Source organism: Devosia sp. SL43 (assembly GCF_021729885.1).
In the GTDB taxonomy this organism is placed as follows: Bacteria; Pseudomonadota; Alphaproteobacteria; order Rhizobiales; family Devosiaceae; genus Devosia.
Window position 1 is genome coordinate 2,461,163 of the sequence record NZ_CP063401.1, and the last position, 25,484, is coordinate 2,486,646.

The 25,484-nt window shown below is 63.0% G+C and carries 27 protein-coding genes; 15 read left to right on the top strand and 12 right to left on the bottom strand.

The window, feature by feature from the left end; genetic code table 11:
* Window position 1: 1 nt before the first annotated feature.
* Window positions 2-1,537 carry a F0F1 ATP synthase subunit alpha gene (gene atpA, locus IM737_RS12010; protein WP_236894167.1) on the bottom strand — a complete coding sequence of 512 codons (1,536 nt, stop codon included), beginning with the start codon at window positions 1,535-1,537 and terminating at the stop codon, window positions 2-4.
* A complete protein-coding gene (locus IM737_RS12015; RefSeq protein WP_236894168.1) occupies window positions 1,538-2,080 on the bottom strand; it encodes a F0F1 ATP synthase subunit delta in 543 nt (180 codons plus the stop codon). It abuts the gene before it with no gap.
* Window positions 2,081-2,361: 281 nt separating this feature from the next.
* On the opposite strand from IM737_RS12015, the gene IM737_RS12020 reads away from it, so the two are divergent.
* Both IM737_RS12020 and IM737_RS12025 read left to right on the top strand, forming a co-directional pair.
* Window positions 2,362-2,820 carry a DUF4189 domain-containing protein gene (locus tag IM737_RS12020; RefSeq protein ID WP_236894169.1) on the top strand — a complete coding sequence of 153 codons (459 nt, stop codon included), beginning with the start codon at window positions 2,362-2,364 and terminating at the stop codon, window positions 2,818-2,820.
* 134 nt (window positions 2,821-2,954) lie between these two features.
* Complete coding sequence (locus IM737_RS12025; RefSeq protein ID WP_236894170.1) at window positions 2,955-3,320, top strand: hypothetical protein; 366 nt, start codon at window positions 2,955-2,957, stop codon at window positions 3,318-3,320.
* On the opposite strand, the gene IM737_RS12030 is transcribed toward IM737_RS12025, so the two are convergent.
* Window positions 3,313-5,481 carry a primosomal protein N' gene (locus IM737_RS12030; RefSeq protein ID WP_236894171.1) on the bottom strand — a complete coding sequence of 723 codons (2,169 nt, stop codon included), beginning with the start codon at window positions 5,479-5,481 and terminating at the stop codon, window positions 3,313-3,315. The genes IM737_RS12025 and IM737_RS12030 overlap by 8 nt on opposite strands.
* A 123-nt stretch (window positions 5,482-5,604) precedes the next feature.
* Here IM737_RS12030 and IM737_RS12035 point away from each other — a divergent pair, with 123 nt between their 5' ends.
* From IM737_RS12035 to IM737_RS12055, 5 genes are all read left to right on the top strand, one after another.
* Window positions 5,605-5,796: a hypothetical protein gene (locus IM737_RS12035; protein ID WP_236894172.1), complete on the top strand. Its 192-nt coding sequence runs from the start codon at window positions 5,605-5,607 to the stop codon at window positions 5,794-5,796.
* 41 nt (window positions 5,797-5,837) lie between these two features.
* Complete coding sequence (locus tag IM737_RS12040) at window positions 5,838-6,767, top strand: tyrosine recombinase XerC (RefSeq protein ID WP_236894173.1); 930 nt, start codon at window positions 5,838-5,840, stop codon at window positions 6,765-6,767.
* Window positions 6,768-7,108: 341 nt separating this feature from the next.
* Complete coding sequence (locus tag IM737_RS12045; protein WP_236894174.1) at window positions 7,109-8,050, top strand: DMT family transporter; 942 nt, start codon at window positions 7,109-7,111, stop codon at window positions 8,048-8,050.
* 121 nt (window positions 8,051-8,171) lie between these two features.
* Complete coding sequence (locus tag IM737_RS12050) at window positions 8,172-9,800, top strand: hypothetical protein (RefSeq protein ID WP_236894175.1); 1,629 nt, start codon at window positions 8,172-8,174, stop codon at window positions 9,798-9,800.
* Between the two features lie 182 nt (window positions 9,801-9,982).
* On the top strand, window positions 9,983-10,408 hold the full coding sequence (locus IM737_RS12055) for a PACE efflux transporter (RefSeq protein ID WP_236894176.1): 426 nt from the start codon (window positions 9,983-9,985) through the stop codon (window positions 10,406-10,408).
* Here IM737_RS12055 and IM737_RS12060 read toward each other — a convergent pair.
* Complete coding sequence (locus IM737_RS12060) at window positions 10,405-10,650, bottom strand: hypothetical protein (RefSeq protein WP_236894177.1); 246 nt, start codon at window positions 10,648-10,650, stop codon at window positions 10,405-10,407. The genes IM737_RS12055 and IM737_RS12060 overlap by 4 nt on opposite strands.
* Window positions 10,651-10,653: 3 nt before the next feature.
* Window positions 10,654-11,199: a hypothetical protein gene (locus IM737_RS12065; protein WP_236894178.1), complete on the bottom strand. Its 546-nt coding sequence runs from the start codon at window positions 11,197-11,199 to the stop codon at window positions 10,654-10,656.
* Window positions 11,200-11,324: 125 nt separating this feature from the next.
* On the opposite strand from IM737_RS12065, the gene ppa reads away from it, so the two are divergent.
* Window positions 11,325-11,858, top strand: a complete 534-nt coding sequence (gene ppa, locus IM737_RS12070) for an inorganic diphosphatase (RefSeq protein ID WP_236894179.1) — start codon at window positions 11,325-11,327, stop codon at window positions 11,856-11,858.
* 38 nt (window positions 11,859-11,896) lie between these two features.
* Here ppa and IM737_RS12075 read toward each other — a convergent pair whose 3' ends face one another.
* Window positions 11,897-12,433 (bottom strand): cytochrome b, encoded by a 537-nt coding sequence (locus tag IM737_RS12075; protein WP_236894180.1) that lies wholly within the window; start codon window positions 12,431-12,433, stop codon window positions 11,897-11,899.
* A gap of 74 nt (window positions 12,434-12,507) precedes the next feature.
* On the opposite strand from IM737_RS12075, the gene IM737_RS12080 reads away from it, so the two are divergent.
* Together IM737_RS12080 and IM737_RS12085 are read left to right on the top strand one after the other, a co-directional pair.
* Entirely contained in the window at window positions 12,508-12,957 is a 450-nt protein-coding gene (locus tag IM737_RS12080; protein WP_236894181.1) for a MarR family winged helix-turn-helix transcriptional regulator, read from the top strand.
* Entirely contained in the window at window positions 12,954-13,835 is an 882-nt protein-coding gene (locus IM737_RS12085) for a heme-dependent oxidative N-demethylase family protein (RefSeq protein WP_236894182.1), read from the top strand. The genes IM737_RS12080 and IM737_RS12085 overlap by 4 nt, the downstream gene beginning before the upstream one ends.
* Here the strand turns inward: IM737_RS12085 and IM737_RS12090 are convergent.
* Window positions 13,832-14,386, bottom strand: coding sequence for a dihydrofolate reductase family protein (locus IM737_RS12090; RefSeq protein WP_236894183.1), 555 nt, complete (start codon window positions 14,384-14,386; stop codon window positions 13,832-13,834). The genes IM737_RS12085 and IM737_RS12090 overlap by 4 nt on opposite strands.
* 712 nt (window positions 14,387-15,098) lie before the next feature.
* Window positions 15,099-15,674, bottom strand: a complete 576-nt coding sequence (locus tag IM737_RS12095; protein WP_236894184.1) for a dienelactone hydrolase family protein — start codon at window positions 15,672-15,674, stop codon at window positions 15,099-15,101.
* Window positions 15,675-15,894: 220 nt separating this feature from the next.
* On the opposite strand from IM737_RS12095, the gene IM737_RS12100 reads away from it, so the two are divergent.
* Window positions 15,895-16,890, top strand: a complete 996-nt coding sequence (locus tag IM737_RS12100; protein WP_236894185.1) for a P63C domain-containing protein — start codon at window positions 15,895-15,897, stop codon at window positions 16,888-16,890.
* Window positions 16,891-16,997: 107 nt separating this feature from the next.
* Here the strand turns inward: IM737_RS12100 and IM737_RS12105 are convergent, their stop codons facing one another.
* The 4 genes from IM737_RS12105 to argC all read right to left on the bottom strand — a co-directional run bounded on the left by IM737_RS12105 (window position 16,998) and on the right by argC (window position 21,525).
* Window positions 16,998-19,139, bottom strand: coding sequence for a sodium-translocating pyrophosphatase (locus IM737_RS12105; RefSeq protein ID WP_236894186.1), 2,142 nt, complete (start codon window positions 19,137-19,139; stop codon window positions 16,998-17,000).
* A gap of 293 nt (window positions 19,140-19,432) precedes the next feature.
* On the bottom strand, window positions 19,433-19,747 hold the full coding sequence (locus IM737_RS12110) for a DUF167 family protein (RefSeq protein ID WP_236894187.1): 315 nt from the start codon (window positions 19,745-19,747) through the stop codon (window positions 19,433-19,435).
* 5 nt (window positions 19,748-19,752) lie between these two features.
* Window positions 19,753-20,043, bottom strand: a complete 291-nt coding sequence (locus IM737_RS12115; protein WP_236894188.1) for a YggT family protein — start codon at window positions 20,041-20,043, stop codon at window positions 19,753-19,755.
* 528 nt (window positions 20,044-20,571) lie between these two features.
* On the bottom strand, window positions 20,572-21,525 hold the full coding sequence (gene argC, locus IM737_RS12120; RefSeq protein ID WP_236894189.1) for an N-acetyl-gamma-glutamyl-phosphate reductase: 954 nt from the start codon (window positions 21,523-21,525) through the stop codon (window positions 20,572-20,574).
* A 135-nt stretch (window positions 21,526-21,660) separates the two neighbouring features.
* Here argC and deoD point away from each other — a divergent pair, with 135 nt between their 5' ends.
* From deoD to IM737_RS12140, 4 genes are all read left to right on the top strand, one after another.
* Window positions 21,661-22,371, top strand: a complete 711-nt coding sequence (deoD, locus tag IM737_RS12125) for a purine-nucleoside phosphorylase (RefSeq protein WP_236894190.1) — start codon at window positions 21,661-21,663, stop codon at window positions 22,369-22,371.
* A 77-nt stretch (window positions 22,372-22,448) separates the two neighbouring features.
* A complete protein-coding gene (locus IM737_RS12130; protein WP_236894191.1) occupies window positions 22,449-23,072 on the top strand; it encodes a hypothetical protein in 624 nt (207 codons plus the stop codon).
* Between the two features lie 234 nt (window positions 23,073-23,306).
* Window positions 23,307-24,659 carry a hypothetical protein gene (locus tag IM737_RS12135; RefSeq protein ID WP_236894192.1) on the top strand — a complete coding sequence of 451 codons (1,353 nt, stop codon included), beginning with the start codon at window positions 23,307-23,309 and terminating at the stop codon, window positions 24,657-24,659.
* Complete coding sequence (locus IM737_RS12140) at window positions 24,656-25,468, top strand: hypothetical protein (RefSeq protein ID WP_236894193.1); 813 nt, start codon at window positions 24,656-24,658, stop codon at window positions 25,466-25,468. The genes IM737_RS12135 and IM737_RS12140 overlap by 4 nt, the downstream gene beginning before the upstream one ends.
* Window positions 25,469-25,484 lie beyond the last annotated feature (16 nt).

Sequence of the window (25,484 nt, forward strand, 5' to 3'; positions counted from 1 at the left end):
CTTAGGCCGCGTAGGTCTTCTTGATATCGTCGAGGGCGGCCTTGAGCTTGGCCCGCGAGTCATCGGACAGCGCCTTCTCGGTGGCGATGGTCTTGAGCAGCTCGGCATGCTTGCCGCGCATGGCGCTCAGCACCGTCTTCTCGAAATCGGCTACCTTGTTGACCGGGATCGAGTCGAGATAGCCGTTGGCGCCGGCAAAGATCACCGCAACCTGCTCTTCCGTTTTGAGCGGAGAGAACTGGGGCTGCTTGAGCAGCTCGGTGAGACGGGCACCACGGTTTAGCAGGCGCTGGGTCGAGGCATCGAGGTCCGAACCGAACTGGGCGAAAGCCGCCATTTCGCGGTACTGGCTGAGCTCGCCCTTGAGCGAGCCGGCAACCTGCTTCATCGCCTTGACCTGAGCGGCCGAGCCCACGCGGGACACGGACAGACCCACGTTCACGGCAGGGCGGATGCCCTGGAAGAACAGGTTGGTCTCAAGGAAGATCTGGCCGTCGGTGATCGAAATCACGTTGGTCGGGATATAGGCCGACACGTCGTTGGCCTGAGTCTCGATCACGGGCAGTGCAGTCAGCGAACCCAGACCGTGGTCTTCGTTCAGCTTGGCAGCGCGCTCGAGCAGACGGGAATGCAGGTAGAACACGTCGCCCGGATAGGCCTCGCGACCCGGCGGACGACGCAGCAGCAGCGACATCTGGCGGTAGGCAACGGCCTGCTTGGTCAGATCGTCATAGGCGATCACGGCATGCATGCCATTGTCGCGGAAGAACTCGCCGATGGCGCAGCCGGTGAACGGCGCGATGTACTGCAGCGGCGCCGGATCGGAGGCGGTTGCGGCGACGATCACTGAATACTGCAGGGCGCCGGCTTCTTCGAGCTGACGGGCAAACTGTGCCACGGTCGAGCGCTTCTGGCCGATAGCGACGTAGATGCAATAGAGCTTGTCGGTTTCCGACGCGTTGGCGTCGTGGGCCGGCTTCTGGTTGAGGAACGTGTCCAGGATGATGGCGGACTTGCCGGTCTGACGGTCACCAATGATCAGCTCGCGCTGGCCACGGCCGATCGGGATCAGCGCGTCGATGGCCTTGAGGCCGGTCGACATCGGCTCGTGCACCGACTTGCGCGGCAGGATGCCCGGCGCTTTGACGTCGACGCGGCGGCGTTCGGTATGCTCGATCGGGCCCTTGCCGTCGATCGGATTGCCGAGGCCGTCGACCACGCGGCCGAGCAGGCCCTTACCGACAGGGGTGTCCACGATGGAACCGGTGCGCTTGACGACATCGCCTTCCTTGATGGAACGGTCGTTGCCGAAGATCACGACGCCGACATTGTCGGATTCGAGGTTGAGCGCCATGCCCTTGATGCCACCAGGGAACTCGACGAGCTCACCGGCCTGCACATTGTCGAGGCCATAGACGCGGGCGATACCGTCACCGACGGAAAGCACCTGACCGACTTCGGAAACCTGGGCTTCCTGGCCGAAATTCTTGATCTGGTCCTTGAGGATCGCAGAAATTTCCGCGGCTTTGATGTCCATTTATCCGACCTCTTTCATGGCGATCTTCATCGCGGCGAGTTTTGTCTTGAGGGAAGAGTCGATCATCTGGCTGCCGACCTTCACCTGAAGGCCGCCAATGAGCGATGCATCGACGAATTGATTGAGCGTGACGGTCTTGCCGATCTTGGCCTTGAGCGTCTCGCTGAGCGAGGTGACCTGATCGGCGCTGAGCGGCGCAGCCGAGGTCACATCGGCGGTGACTTCGCCGCGGGCCTTGGCTGCCAGCTCGCGGAAGCCGACGATGATGGCGTCCAGCGCGAACAGGCGGCCGTTTTTGGCCACGAGCTTGAGGAAGTTGCCGACCAGCGGATTGACCTTGGCCTTGGCGAGCAACGCATCGAGCGTGGTGGCCTTGGTGTCGGCGGTGATGACGGGCGAGCGCAGGAAACGCGCGAAGTCGGCGCTTTCCCCGATCAGGCGGGAAACGTCGGAAAGCGACGTCTCGACCGATGCCAACTGGTTCTCGCTTTCAGCGAGATCGAACAGAGCCGACGCATATGGCCGGGCGATCTGGGTAAGCACTGAATTCTGCGCTGCCAATGCCGCTACACCCTCTAGGTTGCCTGCCTGCTTAGCCGCCCCGTTTTGATCGGAAATCCGGGCGGTCGCTGACGCTTGTTCTTATCTGGGAAAGGGGACGTCCGGAGACCCCTTCAAAGTCGCGCCCGCTCTAGCACAGGCCCCGCGCGGCTTGCAAGGCTTGGGGGGCCGATTCAAATGCGGCGAAAGTGTCGCAGGCTCCGAGCCGTCCGTAGGCAAATCGCTCCAGTGGAGCGATTTGAGGCGAGGAGGCCATGAGGGCTATGCCCGAATGGCCGGCAACCCGGCTTAAGCATGACCAGCGCGATCGCTGGCAAGGCCATTCGATCCGGCGTAGCGTCGAGCACCATCTGGAGGGTCTGGCCGTGCTGAGGAATATCGTCGTCGTTGCTCTGCTGCTGTCGGCCACCATGGTGGGCCAGGCCGCCGAATGGGGCTCCATCGCCTATTCGCCGCGAACCGGCGCGACCGGCTATAGCTATAACTACGACACCAAGGGCATCGCCCAAGCCTGGGCTATGAGCTACTGTAAGGAGAGCGCCAGCGACTGCCGCATCGTGGTCAATTTTCAGAACGCATGTGGGGCCGTCGCCGTTGGCCGCAATGGCGGCTGGGGCGCCGACTGGGGTCCAAGCCGTCGCAGCGCCGAGGCCAACGCGATCTCGGTCTGCCAGGCCCATGATCGCGGGTGTCGCACCAAACGCTGGGTGTGCAGCCAGTAGCTACGTGTGGGACCGCCTCAGGGTGAAGTGTCTCAGGCCTTGCCCATGTCCAACCACCGGTTGATTGCGCTCCGCTGCCTTTTCGCGTCATGTGCTTTGGCTGGGTTTGCAGCAGGCGGGGCGGTCCGTGCGACATGGAGTATTTTGGAGTTCTCGGGGCCATCATTGTCGGAACGCATGTTCCGGGACTGATCGCCATGTGGCTGGTATGGCACGGGCTGCAATACCACTTCGGCTCTCGGTTCTTGTTGCTGGGTGCCGTCGGCGTGCTGCTCGCCACCCTGTTGGGTTGTGTGGTAGTGGGCTACTTTGACTTCATCACCTTGCAGGACCTGTACCCGGACCTATACCGGGACGCTAATTTCTGGGCCACCGTATTGACCAGGGCAATGCTCTGGTACGGGATATTCTCTGTGCCCTTGCTGGTATTTCTTGTCCTGATTGCAACCCCTGTCGCAGCCTTGGCTGTTCGCTTTAGCAAGACGCGCCGGGCTACATAAAGCTCATCGGATCGATATCCACCTGCACCCGCAGGTTGCCCGTCACTTTCTCAGCTGAGCCGATCCAGAATCGGACATAGCCCGACAGGTCGAAATCCTTGCCGGATTGGGCCAGAAGCCGCACGCGATGGCGGCCGCGCACCATGGCGATGGGGGCGTCGGCGGGGCCGAAGAGCTTGACGCCATCGGCCATTGGGGCGGCGGACAGCAGCTTTTTGGCGAAACCCATAGCGACGTCGTGCTCATTGGCGGAGACGATGAGGGCAGCCAGCCGGCCGAAGGGCGGCAGGCCGCCGGCTTCGCGGGCCAGCAATTCGTGAGCGTAGAAGGCCTCGCGGTCGCCCGTCACCATGGCCCGCATCACCGGGTGGTCCGGATGATAGGTTTGCAGGAACGCCTTGCCGGTCTTGGAGGCGCGGCCGGCGCGGCCTGCCACCTGCGTCAGGATCTGGAAGGTCTTCTCAGCCGCGCGCGGATCGCCATGCGCCAGACCCAGATCGGCATCGAGCACACCAACCACAGAGAGCTTTTCGAAGTGATGACCCTTGGAGACCAGTTGCGTGCCGATGATGAGATCGAACTCGCCGCGCTCAATTTCGGCGAAGCGCTCGCGCAATTGGGCATTGCTGCCCATGTCGGACGACAGGATGACGCGTCTTGCATCAGGGAAGCGCGCTGCCGCCTCTTCGGCAACCCGCTCGATGCCCGGGCCGACAGCGATCAGCGCATCGGCCTCACCACAGGCGCCGCACAACTTGGGCGTACGGATTTCGTGGCCACAATGGTGGCACAACAGCACGCCACGAAAGCGATGTTCTACCATCCAGGCCGAACAGTCCGGACATTGGTACTGATGTCCGCAGGAGCGGCACAGCGTCAGCGGGGCATAGCCGCGACGGTTGAGGAACAGCAATGCCTGCTCGCCGCGGTCCAGCGCGGCAAACACTTCGCGCGCCAATTGCGGGGCGATCCACTGTCCCTTTTCCGGACCGTCGACGCGCATGTCGATGGCGGTGATATTGGGCATGGCCGCCTCGGCATAGCGCGAGGTCAGCAGCACATGCGCATAGCGCCCGGTATTGGCGTTATTGCGAGTCTCGACCGACGGTGTGGCCGACGAAAGAATGACGCGGGCATTGGCCAGATGGGCGCGCACCACGGCCATGTCGCGGGCGTGATAGGTGATGCCGTCGGCCTGCTTGTAGGCGCCATCATGCTCCTCATCGAGCACCAGCATGCCCAGTTCGCGGAACGGCAGGAACAGTGCCGAGCGGGCTCCGACCACGGCGCGCACCGTGCCGTCGAGCACGCCGCGCCAGACTTTTGCCCGTTGTGCGGGCGTCATATCGGAATGCCACTCGGCAGGGCGCGTGCCGAAGCGTTTGGTGAAGCGGGAGATGAAGGTATTGGTCAGCGCGATTTCGGGCAGCAGGATCAGCGCCTGCCGCCCGGCGCGCAGCGTATCGGCCACCGCCTCGAAGAACACTTCCGTCTTGCCGCCGCCGGTGACGCCGTCGAGCAAGGCCACCCCGAACTGATGCGGATCGAGTGCGGTGATCTCGGCCAGTGCCTTCTGCTGATCTTCCGACAGCGTCGCCACGGCACCATCCGGATCAGGCGGCAACACGATGGGTGGCGCGGCCATTTCGAGCCGTTCCACCGCCCCTGCCCGCTCCAGCCCTTCGATCACCGAAGGCGAAACACCCGTTGCGCCGACCAGCGCCGCCTTGGGCCAGGTCATGTCGTCCATCAGCGCATCGAGCACGCGCAGCCGTGCCGGCGTCAGCTTTTCCGGATCGTGGCCGGTGCGGCGATAGCCGATGACGGGCTTGGGCGCATCGAGCGCTTCGGTTGAGCGCAACACCGCGCGCAGCACCTGGCCCGGCGCGGCCAGCGTATAGCGGGCGACCCAATCGACCAGCTTGAGCAGTTCTTCGCTCAGCGGCGGCACATCATAGGCATAGGCGATGTCGCGCAGCCGGTTATGGGCCACCATGTCCTTGGGTGGACCCCAGACCACGCCGAGCGTCAGCCGTGGACCCAGCGGCACGGACACGATCGAGCCGCGCGTCACCGCCATGCCGGGCGGGATGCGATAGCTATAGGGGCCCTCGACGGCCACGCCCACCATGACGGCGACAATGTCTGGACGGTCTTCCATTTGTGCCCGTTCTGTTCGCACCCGAACATAGGAAGCGCAAGTGATTCTGCCAAAGGCCGTCGCTGCTGACACGCTCTGTCAGCGGCTGGGCAGAGAGTGTTTCTCCAAGCACAGGAGGACGCCATGACCGATATGACCGCTCGCCACTCCACCGGCCAATCACTGCTCGACATCGTCGAGCGCGCCAGCCTCTTTGCCCTGCTGCAGCAGGCGCTCGAGCACCAGAAACTCCCGCCTGAGGTTCCGCGACGGCTTTATGACGACCTCGGTATTCCGCCCAGCCAGCGGCCGGATTTCGACACGCGCTTTCGCTGAGGCTTAACGATTTTTATCGTCGCACCGGCTAGGGTTGGCGCATGGTCGACTCAGCCTTTGCCACCGATGAATTCATCCGCGCCCAGATCGGGGCGTGGCAACGCGAGCTGGGCTCGATCAAGCGCCTCACCGCCAATACGCTCGAAGCCTATGGCCGCGACATTGACCAATTTCTGCAATTCCTCGCCGGCCACCACGGCGGACCGGTCACCCTGAGCACGCTGAAGGAATTGCGTGGCGCCGACATCCGCGCCTTCATGGCGCAGCGGCGCAATGAGAGCCTGGGCTCGCGCTCGCTGGCCCGGGTGCTGTCCGCGCTCAAGAGCTTCTTCCGGTTTCTCGAGCGCGAGGGCGTGCTGACGACCGAAGCGCTCAACGTGATTCGCACGCCGAAGATCCCCAAGTCGCTGCCCAAGGCGCTGACGGTGATCGAGGCACGGGCCACGACGACCGAAGTCCGGAACGAAGGCGAGGAGCCCTGGGTCGCGGCGCGCGATATGGCCGTGCTGTCGCTGTGCTATGGCGCGGGCCTGCGTATTTCTGAGGCGTTGGCTGTGACCAAGGGCGACCTCGAAAGCCAGGTCATCCGCGTTACGGGCAAGGGCGGCAAGGTTCGTATGGTGCCGTTGATAGAGCCGGTGCGAAAGTCGATCGACCTTTATCTCGAACTCTGCCCGTTCAAATCCTGGCCCGAAGAACCGCTGTTCCGTGGGGTCAAGGGCGGTGTCCTGTCGCCGCGGCTGATCCAGTTGCGGATGGTGAATTTGCGTAGCGCACTCGGCCTGCCGCCCTCGGCGACACCGCATGCCCTGCGCCATTCCTTTGCTACCCATCTGCTTGGCCGAGGCGGCGATCTCAGGGCGATCCAGGAATTGCTGGGCCATGCCAGCCTCTCGACAACGCAGATCTACACCGCGGTCGACACCGATCGGCTGCTCGATAGCTATCGCAAGGCCCATCCGCGCGGGTGAATTGCTCCGATGTCATCCCGGCGTAGGCCGGGATCCAGGTCCGCATCCATCGACAAGCCTGAATTTGCGGAGAACAACGGATATGGATTCCGGCCTTCGCCGGAATGACATCGCGGTTTGGACCCGGCACCGAACCGATATCGGCCGGTCAGCCTTGTCAGTCCCGTATCGGCAGCGCTACGACTCACCCATGCGATCGCCCGCCACTATTCTCCTTACGATTTGGCTTTCTGGCTCCCCTTGGGACCGGAACGAGCGCTGATACCCAGCTTTTCGTCATCCGGACCCGCCTTCAGGCGCTCCGGTGACACTGACAGGCGGGACCGTTCAGGAACCGCTTCATGTCGACGACCACGCCTGCCCCATCCAGCAACGACCCTCTCGGCTATGCCTTTGCCGTCATGGGGGCGATCCTGTTTTCCACCAAGGGCATCTTCATCAAGCTCGCCTATGGCCATGGCGTGTCGACCGAGATGCTGCTTAGCCTGCGCATGATCGTGGCGCTGCCGGTTTATCTCATCATCCTGGCCACGCTGCTGCGGCGCGAGGATAACCTGCGGCACCTGCTAACGCCGCGCATCGTGCTGGCGAGCATGGCCGTCGGCATCTTGGGCTATTACCTATCCAGCTATCTTGATTTCATCGGGCTCAATTTCGTCACCGCGCAATATGAACGGCTGGTGCTGTTCACCTACCCGTTCTTCGTGCTGCTGTTCGGCGTGTGGTTCTTTGGCGACCGCATGGTCTGGGGCGTAGTACCCTCCATGCTGGTCTCCTATGCTGGGCTGTTGGTGATCTTCGGCTGGAACCTTGCCATCAATCCGGACGGCCTGGTGATCGGCACACTGCTGGTGCTGGGCTCGGCCATCACCTTTGCGCTCTACCAGCATCTGGCCAAGCGGCAGATGCTGGTGATGGGTGCCGGGCTCTTTACCTGTATCGGCATGTCGACGGCGGCGGTCTGTGCCATTGCGCAGAACCTGATCCTGGCTGGTCCCGTCAGTTACCTGACGCTGGAGCCGGAAATCTGGGCCTATGGCCTGGCATTGGGTGTCCTGGGTACGGTGCTGCCGAGCTTCCTGATGAATGCCGGCATGGCGCGGATCGGAGCCCGGGCCACCTCCTCGACCGCCGCCTTCGGGCCTGTCGTCACCATCATCATCGCCGTCATCGTCCTGTCGGAACCCTTCACCATCTTTCACGCAGCAGGAACCGGACTGGTCTTACTGGGCTCTGTTCTATTTACCCGAGCTGAACGACGGGCTCGGAAAGCGTTCAAATGATTCTCTCTATTGGGCTTTTGACCGCCGCAAAGCCGCTGTAATGTACAGTCACGACTTGCGGCATACATCCGGGAAGGGACAACCGATGAACGCATTCTCTAGACTGTTGGGGGGCACAACATTGGCGCTCCTTCTCGCCGCTGGCCTCGCGGCCCCGGCCATGGCCGCCAAGATCGACAATAGCGGCGGCACACCGGCCACCACCGTCGCTCCTGCCGGAGATATCGACTTCGGCGACGATACCAGCGAGTGGGCCAATGACGGCGAGTGCGACGATCCGCGCTTCTCGGGCACCGGCTCTGCCGCCGAAACCCTCGATGCAGACATCCTCAAGGATGCCACCGACTGTAAGGCTGCCTATGACGCCGGCACGGTAACTTTCGTCGACGGTGGCGATGCCCCGGTCGCCACCACAGGCGCGGTCGAATTCGGCGACGATTCTTCGGAATGGGCCAATGACGGCGAATGCGACGATCCACGTTTCTCGGGCACCGGCTCTGCTGCCGAGACCCTCGACGCCGATATCCTCAAGGATGCGACCGATTGCAAGGCAGCCTATGACGCCGGCACCGTGACCTTTGACGGCGGTGACGCCCCGGTCGCCACCATCGCAGCTGTCGAGTTCGGCGACGACTCCTCCGAATGGGCCAATGATGGCGAATGCGACGACCCGCGTTTCTCGGGCACCGGCTCCGCTGCCGAGACCCTCGAAGCCGACATCCTCAAGGACGCTACCGACTGCAAGGCAGCCTATGACGCCGGCACCGTGACTTTCGTGGAGGGTGGCGATACCCCGGTTGCAACGGCGGCCGTTGATTTCGGCGACGACACCTCCGAATGGGCCAATGACGGCGAGTGCGACGACCCGCGCTTTCAGGGCACCGGCTCTGCCGCCGAGACGCTCGACGCCGATATCCTCAAGGACGCAACCGACTGCAAGGCAGCCTATGATGCTGGCACGGTGACTTTTGTCGGCGATGACGCTCCGGTTGACGTTGCCGATATCGACTATGGCGACGACACCAGCGAATGGAGCAATGACGGCGAGTGTGACGACCCGCGCTTCACCGGCACCGGTGTTGCCGAAACTCTGCTCGAAGCCGACCAAGGCCATGACGCCACCGACTGCCGCGCTGCCGTAGAAGCCGGGACTGCCACCTTCAATGGCGGCACGACCTCTGTCGACTACGGCAACGACACTGCCGAATGGGCCAATGACGGCGAGTGCGATGACCCGCGTTTCTCGGGTACTGGCGTCGCTGACGAGCCGCTGCAGGAAAATATCGGCCGCGATGCGACCGACTGCCAGGCTGCTGTCGAAGCAGGCACCGCCACCTTCAATGGCGGCGCTGCCACCACGCCTGTCGGCGTCTTCGACTATGGCAGCGACTTCAGCAAGTGGGCCAATGACGGCGAATGCGACGATCTCCGCTTTGCCGGCGAAGGCGTCGACAAGAAGCTGCTGTTGGAAGACATGCAGGGTGATGCCACCGACTGCAAGGCACTGGAAGCCGAAGGCAAGGTAACCATCAAGCAGGTCTATACGCCTGAATATGCCGCTGGTGGCCCCTACAGCACCGCCGGCATCTCGTTTGGCGACAATAGCTCCAGCTATGCCAATGACGGCCAGTGCGACGACCCGCGCTTCGAAGGTCCGGGCACCGCTTCGACCCTGCTCGACGGCGATCTCGAACATGACAGCGTCGACTGCATCCAGGCCTACGAAGCCGGCACGATCGTGCTGCGCTAACGTTCGGCCGCAATGACTGAGCGGCGGGGAGCGATCCCCGCCGCTTTTGTTTGAGGATATGGCGGAGCACCTACCGCCCTTGACTTCACGCCCCCCATGTCCGACATAGGCCGCAAGCGAGGACGACCTCCGCCCTGTCGGCACTTTTGTTCGGGACGCCCCGAATGCCCAAGGGGATTGTCATGCGCACGACGCGCGATCGTATTCGTCACGCCATCAGCTTTGAAATTATCGGCCTCCTGCTGGTCACGCCGCTTGGCGCGCTGGCCTTCGGCATGCCGCTACATGATATCGGGGTCGTTGTCCTGGGTAGCGCCACCATCGCGACCGCCTGGAATTATCTCTACAACCTGCTGTTCGACCGCTTCATGGCCTGGCGCTTTGGCTCAACCCGCAAGACCGTGGTGGTTCGGGTGGTGCATGCGCTGCTGTTCGAGGGTGGCCTGCTGGTCGCGCTCGCACCATTCATCGCCTGGTATCTCGGCGTCGACCTCTGGCACGCGCTGATCATGGATATCTCGTTCGCGCTGTTCTACCTCGGCTACGCCTTCGTCTTTAACTGGGTCTATGACGTGGTTTTTCCGGTGCCGACAGCAGCCGAGGCCTAGACGGACCAGACCGGCGCATTGTCCTCGATGTAGAACTGGGCGTCATTGGCCCTGCACCAGTGCTCCAGCTCGGTGCGGAGCTGGGGCCACAGGTCGATGGCCCATGCCGGCGCCTTGCCAGGCCAGGCTTCCTCGGTGGGAAGACAGGCCGAGAGGATCCCCATCGGCAGCTCCAGCACGAAGCTGCCGCCGGGACCGCTGACGACCAGCTCTTCCTTCCAGCGCGGCGAGAAGGTGAACATGGCTCAGTAAGCCGTGAAATCGCCGACGATCTCGACCTCGTCCGTCGCACAGTCGAAATCGCCGGCTTTGTCCGCCGCCTCGCGCGCCAGCTCGTTCGCATTGGCATTGGCCAGCGCGTCGACATAAGCGATGTGGCAGGTATTGCCATCGACCAACTGCGTCACGACAAGCACCTGTCCCTTGTCCTCGCCGGTTTCCGGATCGGCGGTGAAATAGCGCACGATGGTGGCGATGGGCATCCAGCGGCCGAGATCGTTGCTGAGCCGCCATTCGAGCTTGGAGCCCAGATTGTTGAACGGCGGCAGCGTCTGGAAGCCCGAGCTTTCGTCCTGGTTGAAGCCATATTGCAGCGAGAAGCGCAGGTCGCCCTCGCTGACCCGCAGCGGATAACCCTTGTAGCCGGGGCAGGACCAGGTCGCGCCGAAGTCGTCGGCATCGAGAACCAGGCACTCATCGAGATTGAGATCGGTATAGGCGCTGGTGAAGCCGGCATGGGCCGGGCTGACAAGCGTCAAGGCGACGAGCGCGCCGACTAGGACAGGTTTCATGGGTTTCCTCCGGGGCGTAGGGTGGCAGGACAAGGCTCTGTTGCACCAAACTGGCTTGCCTTTACGGCCTGTTCTGGGCACAAGTCCGCCACTTTGTCGCTCCTCCCGATGAACGAGACCTGAAAATGAACATCGACGCCATCCCCACCGGCAAGAATCCGCCAGACGACCTCAATGTCATTATCGAAGTGCCCATGGGCGGCGAGCCGATCAAGTACGAGATCGACAAGGCCAGTGGCGCGCTGTTCGTCGACCGCTTCCTCTATACGCCGATGCGCTATCCGGGCAATTACGGCTTCGTGCCCCATACCCTGTGCGGCGACGGCGACCCGCTCGACGTCATCGTGATGAACTCGCGCCCGCTGGTGCCCGGCGCGGTCGTGCGCTGCCGCCCATTTGGCGTGCTGTTCATGGAAGACGATGGCGGCCAGGACGAGAAAATCCTCGCCGTGCCGGTCAGCAAGCTCACCAAGATGTATGACGCCATCAAGGATATCGGCGACATGCAGGCCATCCAGGTCGAGCGCGTGAAGCACTTTTTCACCCATTACAAGGATCTCGAGCCCGGCAAGTGGGCCAAGATCAGCCATGTTGGCGGCTATGAGGACGCCAAGAAGGTGATCCTCGACTCCATCGAAATGCACAAGAACGCCAAGTAGGACCGATGGGGGCACGCGCTGCCCCCATCTCCACCTGACTAGCGACCGACGCCCATGCGGGCCAGCAGGTGGTCGCGCTTGACGAATTGATGCCACAGCGCCGCACCGATATGGCCGATCAGCAGGGCGATCAGCACGCGCGCCAGGATGCCATGCACGGTGAAGGGTGGCGCCAGGCCGAAATCGGGCAAGGGCAGCGGTGCGGCGCCGAAGAGCTGCAGGTTGGCGCCGGTGAGGATGACGGTGGCAAAGCCGCTCGACACCATGATTAGGATGACGGCGTAGAGCCCGTAATGCACGACATGGGCGGCGAGCGCCTGACCGCGCGACAGGCCAGCCGGATCGGCCGGGCGGCGATCGAGGAACAGCCACCAGACGATGCGGAGCACGGTGAGCACACCGAGGAGGCTCCCCATGACAGCGTGACCGCGCAGCAGCGTCAGCTTGGCAGCATCATCGGTCGCATTGGCGGCCAGCAGCCCGCTGATCAGCATGCCCAGGATGGCGAGGGCGGTGATCCAGTGGATGGCAATGGCGACGCTGCCATAGCGGGTTGGACTGCTCTTGATCGACATTGCACGCTCCTTGCGACTGCCGCATTTGCGCGATATAGATAGCACACTATGTATTTAGATAGCAAGCTATGTAAATGGCGCTGAGCCGCGAGACCTCGGCCGGTTACCTGACCAACTGGGCCGCCCGGCTGTTTGCCCGCGAGCTGGAGCGGCAGCTTGCGGCCAGCGGTATTGCCTCGGCCTATATGCCCGTCATCTTCGCCCTCGCCGATGGCAGCGCGCTGACGCAAAAGGAACTGGCCCGGCGCGCGGCGGTGGAGCAGCCCACCATGGCCTCGACCCTGAACCGGATGGAGCGCGACGGCTTCATCACCCGCCGACCCGATCCGGTGGACAAGCGCAGCGCCCTGGTGGCGCTGACGCCGCTGGCGCTGGGCCATGTCGAGACGGTGGAGCGCATTGTCAGCGCCATCAATTCGCTGGCCCTGGAACAGCTCGATCCCAATGAGCGACGGCAATATATGAGCCTGCTGCGCCGCGTCATCGCTGTGCTCGAAGCGCAGGACAAGGATCTGGCGCCGTGAGCCTGCTGACGCCCTATGATGGCAGCGCCCGCCTGTTTCAGATCGGCATCAAGCCGCTCGACCCCACCGAATGGATCGACGCCGATGAGAGCCTCGTCGCGCAGCTGGCGGAAAAACGGCGCGTGCTGGCGCAATATCCGGAAAAGACCTTCGTTGCGCAGGCGGATACCGAACACTCCCAGATCGAACTCCTGCACCTGCTGGCAAGCCATCTCCCCACCCGCTTCCCTGATATCTACCGGCGCGAGGGGGAGTGTATCGCCATCCGGCCCAGCGGGGACAAAGTCGATCTGGCCGCAAGACCGGCGCTGCTGACGGCGGCGCATCTGGTGGCCGAAGACCTGGTGCTGCTGCGCCGGGACGACAGCGGCTGGCGGCTCGTCGCGGCGGCCCTGGCCTTTCCGTCGAGCTGGGTGCTGGCGGAGAAATTCGGCCAGGTGATGCACGACATCCACGCTTCCGTCCCCGGCTTCGGCGCCGGGACGCGGCCCAGCCAGCTTATCGAGCGCATGTTCGACAATCTGCGCGTCGAGCAGCCGCTGATCCGCTGGAACTGGTCGCTCTATGGCGACGACAGGCTCTACCATCCTGATAGTGCCGGCCCGCGCCGCTTCGGCGAGGGTGATAGAGCCGATCCGGTGTTTCTGCGGGTCGAGCGGCAGACCCTGAGGCGGCTGCCCGAGAGCGGCGACATCGTCTTCACCATCCGCATCCATGTCGATCCGCTGGAGCGGCTGGCGGCGCATCCGCAGGCGCCGGCCATTGCGACCGCCTTGATCGAGCAGGTGACGGCCCTGAGCGACGAACAGGCCGACTACAAGGGCCTGACGCTGGAGCGGCCGCGCCTGTTGGCGCGGCTCGCCGAACTGGCGGGTTAGTCGGCGCGCTTCGCATAAGTCAGCACGACATTGCCCTTGGAGGTCTGCTGGCTGCTGACGAGGCTCAGCCGCGTGGTGGGCGTTGCGGCATCGAACAGGCGCCGCCCCTTGCCGCTGATGACAGGATGCATGATCAACGTCAGCTCATCCATCAGGCCCGAGATCAGCAGCTGCCGCACCAGCGACATGCCGGCCATGGCCGAAATGGTGCCGCCCGGCTGCGCCTTGAGCTCGCGCACGAAGGCTTCGAGCTCGCCCTCGATCAGGGTGGAATGGCTCCAGGCCATGTCTGACGGCTTGAGACTGCGCGAGGCGACGAATTTGGGCACGGCGTTGATGAAGCCGGCGAAATCCATGTCCTGCCCGGCATTGGGCCAGTAGCCGGCCCACTCCTCGTAGCCCTGGCGGCCCATCAGCACCGTATCGACCTCGGCCATGACGCCGCCGAGCATCTGGCCCAGTTCGTCGTCAAAGCTGTCGAACTGGAACTGATCGGGCGCCTCGGCAACGCCATCGACGGAATAGAACAGGCCGGCTGTGAGTTTACGCATATGAAGTCTCCCGTGTGTCTGGCCGTCCCTCTTGGTGGCCGTCTGACCAAGCGACGAGCGGCAGGGCGTGGCTTCGACATTTTGCGGCGGATTTTTCTGCGCACCGTTTGGGCGTGCCAGAGCGCCGCCTGCAATGCGGTTGTCCATAGGTCGCATGCCCAAGAGGGCAGCGAGGGCAGACCCCGAGACGGCTTTCGCCTCTGGTAAAGTAAAAAATGAGACGGAAGCCGTCTCGGGGTGCCGGTTTTTGGAACAGCACGGGAGGGTCGCGCACACGCTTCCGTCCGGGCCCGAACCTGTGGGAGAAGGCAAAATCCCCACCCGGCCCACTCCACCACTGTTCGCCTGCAGGCCGCCGTGTGGGGTGATGGGGGGAGTATGGCTCAGGATTTGGGGGCGGGGAGAAGAGGGATAAGTCGGTGCACTTGGCCTACCCCCACCCTCACTCCCTCCCCACAAGCCTGGCCGGCGCTACCCCGACTGTCTTGCCACGGACCGAGGCCTCCCTCCCCCTTGTGGGGAGGGATCAAGGGTGGGGGTGGTTTAGCCCGGATATAGGGGCTCTCATCCCACCTATGGAAATCGTTCCATGTTGCCACACACGCGATCGTCACCCTCGGGCTTGACCCGAGGGCTCTACACTTGCGGAGCGCTCGGTAAGTACAGTGCCTCGGGTGAAGCCCGAGGGTGACGGCCGGTGGGTATGGCAGCACTAGACCCCTGCCAGAAACGCCAGCACCCGCTGCATCACCAGCGCGGCTGCGTCCGCGTCATAGTCCGCCAGCGACGTGTCGGTGAACAGGTGCCCCGTGCCGGGATAGAGGAACATTTCGCCGTCCTCGGCCTCGGCCACGATCGCGCGCGCCGCGTCGATATCGCCGCTATCGACGAATTCGGGGTCGCCATCCATGGCGTGAATCTGCACCGGAACCTGGACGGGCCAGTGCGGCGAGAATTCGCTGACGGTTATGGCGCCGTGGAGGAAAATGGCGGCGCGGGCGCCGGGGCGGGTCTGCGCCAGATACTGCGCCGGGAGCACGCCCATCGACATGCCGAGATAGACGATGTCGGCAGGGAGGCTCTCCGTCGCTGCGGCGCCGCGGGCGATGATGGTGGAGAAGCCCAGCGTCTGCACATGGGCCATGCCATCGGCGATGGAGGCGAAGCGCTGGCCGTCGAGCAGGTCGGGCGTGTGGACGGTATGCCCGGCGGCTCGGATTGCGTCAGCGATGGCGATGACGCCGGGGGTTAGGCCTTGCACGTGGTGGAGGAGGAGGATGGTGGGCATGGCTGTCTCCTGTGTCGTTAAGAACGAGACGTTGAGAGTTCGGTGAAATCACCCGTCCCCCCATAAAGGGGAGGTGCTGTCTGGTGGGTGGGTGAGATTGTGCCACTCGGACCACTGAGCAGGCAAGCGCGATAGCAAGCATGGTGTGGCTGTTTTGTCTTTATGCTTGCAATATTTAGCAAGCATGCTATCCGTCATTCAGCAAGCATGGAGACGATTCGTGGACACACCTCAGAGTAAAGGCGGCAAGGCTCGCGCTGAACGGCTGACCGCCACTGAGCGCGCTACAATAGCTAGTCAGGCCGCTAAGGCACGGTGGGCAGAGACTGCAAATTTGCCTAAGGCCACACACATGGGGTCGCTGGTGATTGGCGACGCCGAAATCCCCTGTGCGGTCCTCTCGGATGGAACGCGTTTATTAACACAAGCAGGATTTCTTGGCGCACTAGGCCGCTCCACCAAGCCAAAGGGACGATCTCAGCAGGTAACAAACGATCTCCCCCCTTTCTTGGCAACTAAGAGCCTCCACTCGCTAATTACCCAGGAAATAATCGACGAAACCGTTCCCATTGCTTTCGTGACCACCACCGGCGGTAAAGCCTTGGGATACAGGGCGGAGTTGTTGCCAAAGGTCTGTGACCTCTTCCTTGAGGCGAGGACTTTGAACTTGCTGACGCCGCAGCAGAGTTCGATCGCAGAGAGCAGCGAGATGCTGGTTCGATCTCTCGCGAAAGTTGGCATTGTGGCCTTGGTGGATGAGGCCACTGGCTTCCAGACTGATCGTGACCGGGACGCGCTACACAAGCTGTTGTCAGCGTATCTTGTTGAAGAAAGATTGGCTTGGGCGAAGCGCTTCCCGGACGAATTTTACAAGCAGATATATCGGCTAAAAGGATGGGCTTGGCCCGTCAAAAACGCAAAAACCCCACTGCTTGGTCATATTACAAATGATGTTGTCTATGATCGCCTACCTGAGGGAGTTTTGCCTAAATTGCGTGAACTCAATCCCACGGACGAGGATTCAAAGCGCCGGAAATTCAAGCATCATCAGTTTCTCTCACAGGAGGTTGGTCAACCAGATCTGCGTGACCACATTCTTCAGATCCTACCCATCATGAAGATCTCCAAAGACTGGAAAGGCTTTAAGCGCCATCTCGACGTAGCCTTTCCAAAGGCCGGTGAGCAGATTGAACTAGATATCGATGACGAGAAATAGAAGGCCCGGGGTTTCCCCCGGGCCTTCTTCATTCCAGTCCCGCCGCCCTCGTGGTTCGATAGGCTCACCATGAGGGCTGCATCGGGGCTAACCCAGATGCGCCTGGGCTAACCCAGATGCGCCAGCACCGCCAACAGCAACAACGCCACGATATTGGTGATCTTGATCATCGGGTTCACGGCCGGGCCGGCCGTGTCCTTGTAGGGGTCGCCGACGGTGTCGCCGGTGACCGAGGCCTTGTGGGCGTCGCTGCCCTTGTGATGCACCACGCCGTGGCTGTCGGTGAAGCCGTCTTCAAAGCTCTTCTTGGCATTGTCCCAGGCGCCGCCGCCGGCGGTCATGGAAATAGCCACGAAAAGTCCGGTGACGATGACGCCCATCAGCATGGCGCCCAGGGCCGAGAAGCCGGCGGCGGGGCCGGCGATCCAGTTGATCAGGAAGAACACCACGATCGGTGACAGCACCGGCAGCAGCGACGGTACGATCATTTCCTTGATCGCCGCCTTGGTCAGCATGTCGACGGCCCGGCCGTAGTCGGGCTTTTCGGTGCCGAGCATGATGCCGGGACGCTCCTTGAACTGGCGGCGCACTTCCACCACCACCGATTGCGCGGCGCGGCCGACGGCTGTCATCGACATGCCGCCGAAGAGGAAGGGCAACAGGCCACCGAACAGCAGGCCCACCACGACATAAGGGTCGGCCAGCGAGAAGGTGAGCGTGCCCATGCCCTTGAAGATTTCGGGGGCATCAGGGAGCGAGGAGAAGTAGATCAGGTCCTGCGTGTAGGCGGCGAAGAGGACGAGGGCGCCCAGGCCCGCCGAACCGATGGCATAGCCCTTGGTGACGGCCTTGGTGGTGTTGCCCACGGCATCGAGCGCGTCGGTATTGTGGCGCACTTCCTTGTCGAGGCCAGCCATTTCGGCAATGCCACCGGCATTATCGGTGACCGGACCAAACGCGTCGAGCGCCACCACAATACCGGCAAGAGCCAGCATGGTGGCCACGGCGAAGGCGATGCCGAAGAGGCCCGCGATCGAATAGGTGACGATGATGCCGGCGATGATGACGAGCGCCGGCAGGGCGGTGGATTCGAGCGATACGGCAAGGCCCTGGATGACGTTGGTGCCATGGCCGGTGACCGAGGCTTCGGCGATGGAGTTGACCGGGCGACGGCCCGTGCCGGTGTAATATTCGGTGATGACGATGATGAGGCCGGTAATGACCAGGCCCACCACGCCGCACCAGAACAGGCTCATCGGGGTGAAGGTCTTGTCGTTGGCGGCGATCTCGACATTGAGGTCGCCGAAGACGAACCACAGCACCGGGAGCAGGGCGATGAGCGACAGCACACCGGTGGCGATGATGCCCTTGTAGAGCGCGCCCATGATGTTGTTGTCGGCGCCGAGTTTGACGAAATAGGTGCCGATGATCGAGGTGATGACGCAGGCGCCGCCGATGGCCAGCGGCAGCACCATGCCCATCAGCTTGAAGGCGTCGGGCAGGATGATGGCGGCCAGCACCATGGTGGCGACGATGGTCACCACATAGGTTTCGAACAGGTCGGCGGCCATGCCGGCGCAGTCGCCGACATTGTCGCCCACGTTATCGGCAATGGTGGCCGGATTGCGCGGATCGTCTTCCGGAATGCCGGCCTCGACCTTGCCCACCATGTCGCCGCCGACATCGGCACCCTTGGTGAAGATGCCGCCGCCCAGACGGGCGAAGATGGAAATCAGCGAGGCGCCGAAGCTGAGGGCCACCAGCGCATCGATGACGGTACGGCTGGTGGGCGCAAAGCCCATGCCGGTGAGAACCATGAAATAGATGGTGACGCCGAGCAGGCCCAGGCCAGCCACCAGCATGCCGGTAACCGCGCCGGACTTGAAGGCGAGGTCGAGACCCTTGCCGAGCGAGGAAATCGCCGCCTGGGCGACGCGCACATTGGCGCGCACCGAGACGTTCATGCCGATGAAGCCGGCCGCGCCCGAGAGCACAGCGCCGAGCAGGAAGCCAATGGCGGCATAGATGCCGAGCAGGAAATAGGCGGCGACAAGGATCACCACGCCGACAATGGCGATGGTGGTATATTGCCGCTTGAGATAGGCCGATGCACCTTCCCGGACGGCTGCCGAGATTTCCTGCATGCGGGCCGACCCCTGATCGGCATTGAGCAATTGCTGGGTGGTGTATGCGCCATAAACGATAGCCAGACCGCCACAGGCGACGATCAGCCAGAGTGCCAAAGTCATAGAAAGTCCCTCTAGATTTCCTCCAGGGACTCGACTGCCGGCCCGCCGGTCCTCCAACCGGTGTGGTGCCTGCCCTCCTACGAGCCCCTTCCAGCGTGGAAGATTAGCCAGATTGAGGGGTTAAGCAATGGATATTGCGATGATTTGTCGCGGTGGGTTGGTGCCACGCCCTCGTGGTTCGAGGCTCGCAAAGGGCTCGCACCTCACCATGAGGGCTACTGGGACACCGCACCAGGAGTAGACCTCATGGTGAGGGGGGAGCGTAGCGACCCTCGAACCACGAGGGCGTGGCACTAACCGAGCCCGCCGAGCAAGGCAGCCAGCGCCGCACCATCCCCCACCACATCAAGCGTCTTGAGCCGCGCCGTCCCCCCGCTCGTCACGCTCACCGCCGATTTGGGCACATCGAGCGCCTTGGCCACCAGCGCGACGACCGCGGCGTTGGCCTTGCCCTTGTCGGGCACCGCGCTCACCCGCAATCGCAGCACGGCCGTGCCATCGTCGCGGATCTCGACACCCTCGATGGCGTCGCGACCTGCATTGGGGGTGACGCGAACAAAAAGGCTCAGCCCGTTGGGGCTGAGCCGGTAGCAGAGCGGCGCGGTCAACGGCCTTAGAACACGTTGGGATAGATGTAGTAGGCGATGATGCGCTGGATGAAGAAGATGATGATGAAAAGGATGATCGGGCTGAGATCGAGCCCCGAGATATTGGGCATGATCTTGCGGATCGGGCGCAGCACCGGCTCGGTGAGCTGGTTGAGGATGCGCCACACCGCCTCGACGAACTGATTGCGCGTATTGATCACGTTGAAGGAGATCAGCCAGCTCATGATGATCATGGCGATCACGATCCACCAGTAGAGATCGAGGATCAGAAGAATGATGTCGAGCACGGCGCGCATGGGCGTCTCCGGAAAGAGCGTTCGCAGCAAAAGTGGCTGCCGGTTTTGCGTCCGCGAGAGCGGCCGACTTGGGTCCGGATTTATCTAGTGAATCGCGCGGCTGGCGGCAAGGGTGGGACGGAAAAGCATAGGGCCCCGCTCCGGTCGCACGGAACGAGGCCCCAATGACTGACTATCCGGTACGCAAAACAACACTCTCCGGACAGGCCTTCTAGTGCACGAAGCGTGCCAGTTGCAGGAGGTCCGGAAACCGGGAGGCAGAGATTAAAGTGTTGTCAACATTCGCATTTCAGCCCGCAGGCTGCGATGCAGAATGCGAGGGGATTCGCATTTTGCGAGTGTGTGAACTGTAGTCCCAGTCGACACCCTCCCCCTTGTGGGGAGGGATCAAGGGAGGGGGTGGGCAACGCGCACAGAGCTCGCGGAGAGATACCCCCACCCTGCTCGATTTACGGACTTAGCAAACGCTTAGTCCTATCTCGCTTCCCTCCCCACAAGGGGGAGGGTGGGCCAACTGATGGCGTAGTTTCAGGCGGCCAGGCTTTCCTTGGCACTCACACCCAGCATCAAGTTGAGATTTTGCACGGCGGCACCAGAGGCGCCCTTGCCGAGATTGTCATAGACGGCGACCAGCACCGCCTGCGCGCGCGCATCGTTGGCGAAGACATGCAGCGTCATGGTGTTGGTGTCGTTATGCGCCTGCGGATCGAGATCGGGTGTCTTGCCCAGGCTCGGATCATAGGGAGCGACGGCGACGAAGCTGTCGGGGATGGCGGCGAAGTGGTCGGCAATCGCGGCGTGCAGGTCCTTGCCCGATGGCACCTTGGCCAGGTGCCCAAGCTGCAGCGGCACGAAGGTGGTCATACCCTGGGCGAAATCGCCGACGGTGGGGACGAAGAGCGGAGCAACCTTGGTGCCGGTATAGGCGGTCATTTCAGGCACATGCTTGTGCTGGAAGGTGAGGCCATAGGGCATGAAGTGGCTGGCGGCGTCGCCCGCAGCCTCATACTCACCGATCATCGCCTTGCCGCCGCCGGTATAGCCGGAAATGCCGTTATAGCTCAGCGCATAGTCGGCTGGCAGCAAGCCGGCCTCGATCAATGGGCGCACATTGGCGATCAGCCCCTGCGGCCAGCAGCCGGGATTGGCGACGAAGCGCGCATTGGCGATCACTGCGCTCTGGGCCTTGTCCATCTCGGCAAAGCCATAGGCCCAGTCGGGGTGGACACGGAAGGCGGTGGAGGCATCGATGACGCGCGTGCTGCCGTTCTCGATCAGCGACACGCTCTCCTTGGCTGCATCGTCGGGCAGGCAGAGGATGGCGACGTCGGCCTCATTGAGCAGCCGTTTGCGCTCGTCCTGATCCTTGCGCTTGTCGGCGGAGATTGACAGCACTTCTAGGTCGCGCCGGCCGGCCAGGCGCTCGCGGATCTGCAGACCCGTGGTTCCGGCTTCCCCGTCGATGAAAATCTTGGCGACCATTGGCATTTCTCCAGTGCGGCAGCGTAAATGGACCTCTGATATGTCGAGGTCAAGACGCAAGCGGCCTCATGGTTGCAGTGCGTGCCGCGCAATGGCATTGCTTTGACCAACTGGACAAAATCGAGGGAGATCGACATGACGCCGCATAATCACGCCAAGCCGGGCGACTATGCCGAGGCTGTGCTGCTGCCGGGCGATCCGCTGCGCGCCAAATGGATCGCCGAGACGTTCCTGGAGGACGCAAAGCTGGTCAATTCGGTGCGCAATTGCCTGGGTTATACCGGCACCTGGAAGGGCAAGCGCGTTTCGGTGCAGGCCACGGGCATGGGGCAGCCATCGCTGTCGATCTACGTGCATGAGCTGATCAATGTTTATGGCCTCAAGACGCTGATCCGCGTCGGCACCTGTGGCGGGCTCAATGCCAAGGTCAAGGTGCGCGACCTGATCCTGGCGCAGGCGGCCTCGACCGACAGCGCCATCGTGCGCGACCGCTTCGGCGCCTATAATTTTGCGCCGATCGCCGATTTCGGTTTGCTGAGATCTGCCGCCGAGAAGGCCGAAGCGGCGGGCATGCGTTACCATGCCGGCAATATGCTGAGCTCGGACATTTTCTACCATGCCGACGGCATGGCGGGTTACGACAAGCTGCCCGACCATGGCGTCATCGGCGTCGAGATGGAAGCGGCAGCGCTCTATACGCTGGCAGCACGCTTCGGCGTCAAGGCGCTGACCATCTGCACCATGACCGACTGCCTGATCACCAAGGAAGAGATCGACGCGCAGGAGCGGCAGACCTCGCTCAAGGAGATGGTGACGGTGGCACTGGATGTGGCGGTGGAGGCTTAGGCTCCAGGGCTTGAGGTGTCGGCCCACAACCACCATGTCGGGTTGGGCTGCACTATCGCCGCAACACGAGACCACCAATGACCGTTCTCGACAAACTCTCCGGCGCTCTCGATCGGCGTGACGAGGCGCCCAACGTCGCGCTGGCTGAAACCATTGCAGCCAGCGGCGACCTGGCGGCTATCGCCGAACTGGCCGATGCTGTGCGCTCCGGACCGACCCGCCAGGCCAATGACGCCATCAAGGTGTTGTACGAGATCGGTGCCCGCAATCCCGAGCTGATCGCGGCGCAATGCCCGGTCTTCGTCGAGGCCTTGCGCAGCTCCAACAACCGCCAGGTCTGGGGCGCCATGTCGGCGATCGACACCGTAGCCGAGCGCCGGGCCCATGCTCTGGTCAACGAGTTGCCGGCCATCATTGCCGCGGCCGACAAAGGCTCGGTGATCGCCAAGGACCACTGCAATTCCATCCTGGTGAAACTGGCGCGTGCCGGCTATGGCGAGCTGGCCGTGCCCATCCTGGTGGAGCGACTGCGGACAGCCGCGCCCAACCAGTTTCCGACTTATGCCGAAGAAATCGCGCCGGTGCTAACGGCGGAAGCCAAGCCGGGCTTTTTGGCAGTGCTGAAGGATCGACTCGCCGGTCTGCTGCAGGAGAGCAAGCGGCGGCGGGTGGAACGGGTGATTGCGAAGCTGAATGGGTAGTTCGAGAAGCGCAGTGTCATCCCGGCGAAGGCCGGGATCCATGTCCGCATCCATCCCCTCCATCGGCGCTGCGAAAATATCCTGACGTGGATTCCGGCCTTCGCCGGAATGACATCGCGTTTAGTGAACCCGTCGTGCTCGCTCACGCCACCGTCATTAACCCCTGGCCGATCCCGCCCACATCTTGCCGCCATCGCTGTGTTAACGTGGTCTTAATCCTCGGGGCCCCGACACATGCAGCTCAAGCCGAACGCCTATCGCCTCAACGAAACCGTCAAGGGCGTCGAGACGATGACCCGCTTTGCCCTGGCCGTGCTGGCACTGGCCTCGGGCGTCTATACGTATCTCGGGGTGCGCGGCATTCTCGATGGCTCGGCGACCTTCGTGTTTTTCGCCGCCATCATCTATTCGGCGGCGGTATCGGTCGCCATCTATGCCTTCTGGAGCTTCATGCTCCGCTTCGTTCCACTGGTGACCTCAGGCGTGCAGCGCATCGGGCTGTTCATCACCATGGCCATCGGCTGCGCCATGATCATGGCGATGAGTTCCTGGCTCAATGCTGCGGCTTTGGCCGGTTCGGCGGCCACCGAACAGCATATGGCGGTGACGCTGCAGGGCTATGCCGAAGATCTCGACCTCGCCCATGCCAACGCCCTGGGCGCCCAGAGCCTGCTGCCCGACGTGCAGCGCGCCGCGGAGCGCTTTACCGGGCTGGCCAATGACGAGCGGGAATCGGGCGCCCTGACCGGCACCACCGGTTCGGGCAGTGTCGTGCAGTTGCTGACCCAGATGGGCACGCAGATGAACCAGCTAGCCACCACCATTACCGGCAGCCGCGACGAAGTGGCGGGCCTGTTCGAACAGGGGTCGCAGCGCCTCGCCACCATGCGCGAACTGGTATCGACCCCCGGCGCGGTCGAGCCGCGTGCCGACAGTTTCCAGTCCGAGGCGGTCCAGCTCTCGGCGGTCATCGCAGCGTTGCAGCAGACGGGCGTCGCCGCGTCGGTGAAGCGGGCCTCGGCCGACCTTTCAGCCGGCTTCATTGCGCCGGTCGCCGATGGCGGTTCCGCCGACCTGGCGAACCGGCAGGACCAGGTGATGGAGACGGTGCGGGCCTCGGTCGCCGCGCAGTCGGCAGCGCTGAGCGCTGCGGCCGACGAAATCCTCGCTACGCCGCAAGTCGAGCAGCGCCGCTTTGTCCCCCTGTCCAGCGCCGAAGCCGTATTGCGCTACTGGCAGGATTTCATTCCGAGCTGGGCCGGCGCCATTTCCATCGACCTGCTGCCGGTGGTGCTGGTGCTCGTGCTGATGATCGTGAACGACGCCATGCGCAAGGATTCCGAATCCCTGGAAGAGGCCGAGAACATCACGGCGGCAGAGATGCTGCGGGCCATGGCGCTGTTCCGCCAGATGGAGGCGGCGGGCATTGATGTGCCCACGGGACAGCCGCGTCCGGTGGCAGAGCCCCTGCCCGAGGCCGAGCCTGTCGATACGCCAACAGCCGCCGAGTTGCCACCCGACGATGGCACAGTAACCCCGATCAACGCCGCCCAGCGGCAACGTACCGACGGACCGCGCCCGGCATGAAGACGCAGGCTAATGCCCGCGCCACGACGCAGGATGGCCCGTTCTATCGCGGGCTGATCGCGCGCGTTGCCGCGCTCGATGACGGCAATATCCTGCGCGTCGCCTTCTTCGGCCTGCTGCTGGGCACGGCATCGGTGCTTTATGTCGACTACCGCGAGCTGACGGCCAATGAGGGGTCGGCGCTGTCGTCCCCCATGCAGCCCATCCTGCCGCCGGCATCGGATGGTCCATCGCAAGGACCCATGCCAAATGTAACGACCGGTCCGGATGTGCTTGAACAGCCTCTCGAAATCACGCTGGGAACCGGTGGACAACTGATGCTGACTGGCACGGTCGACCTCGGTTCGGCCGAGCGGTTTGCCACCGAGATTGCCGCAAGGGGCGAATACGTTCAGACTGTGGTTCTCGATTCGCCCGGAGGGTCGGTCGTGGATGCGCTCGCCATAGGCAGTCTGATCCATGAAAAGGGCCTTGCCACCAAGGTCGCCGCGGGGTCCCTTTGTGCCTCGTCCTGCCCTATCATTTTCGCTTCGGGTGCCACGCGCATCGCCAGCAACGAGGCGGCGATCGGGGTGCACCAGATCTATGCGGCGGCCCTGGCGGGCGATCCGCAAAACGCTTTGCGCGTTGCCGGCGCGGCAATGAGCAACGCGCAAACGACGACGGCCACGATCATCAGCCACCTGACCGAAACGGGCGTAGACCCGGCTTTGTGGCTGCATGCGCTCGAGACGCCGCCGGACCGGCTCTATTATTTCACACCAGAGGAGATGCAGCGTCTCAGGCTTGTCACTGAGTTCTCGGATTAATTGCGCAGGCGATGGA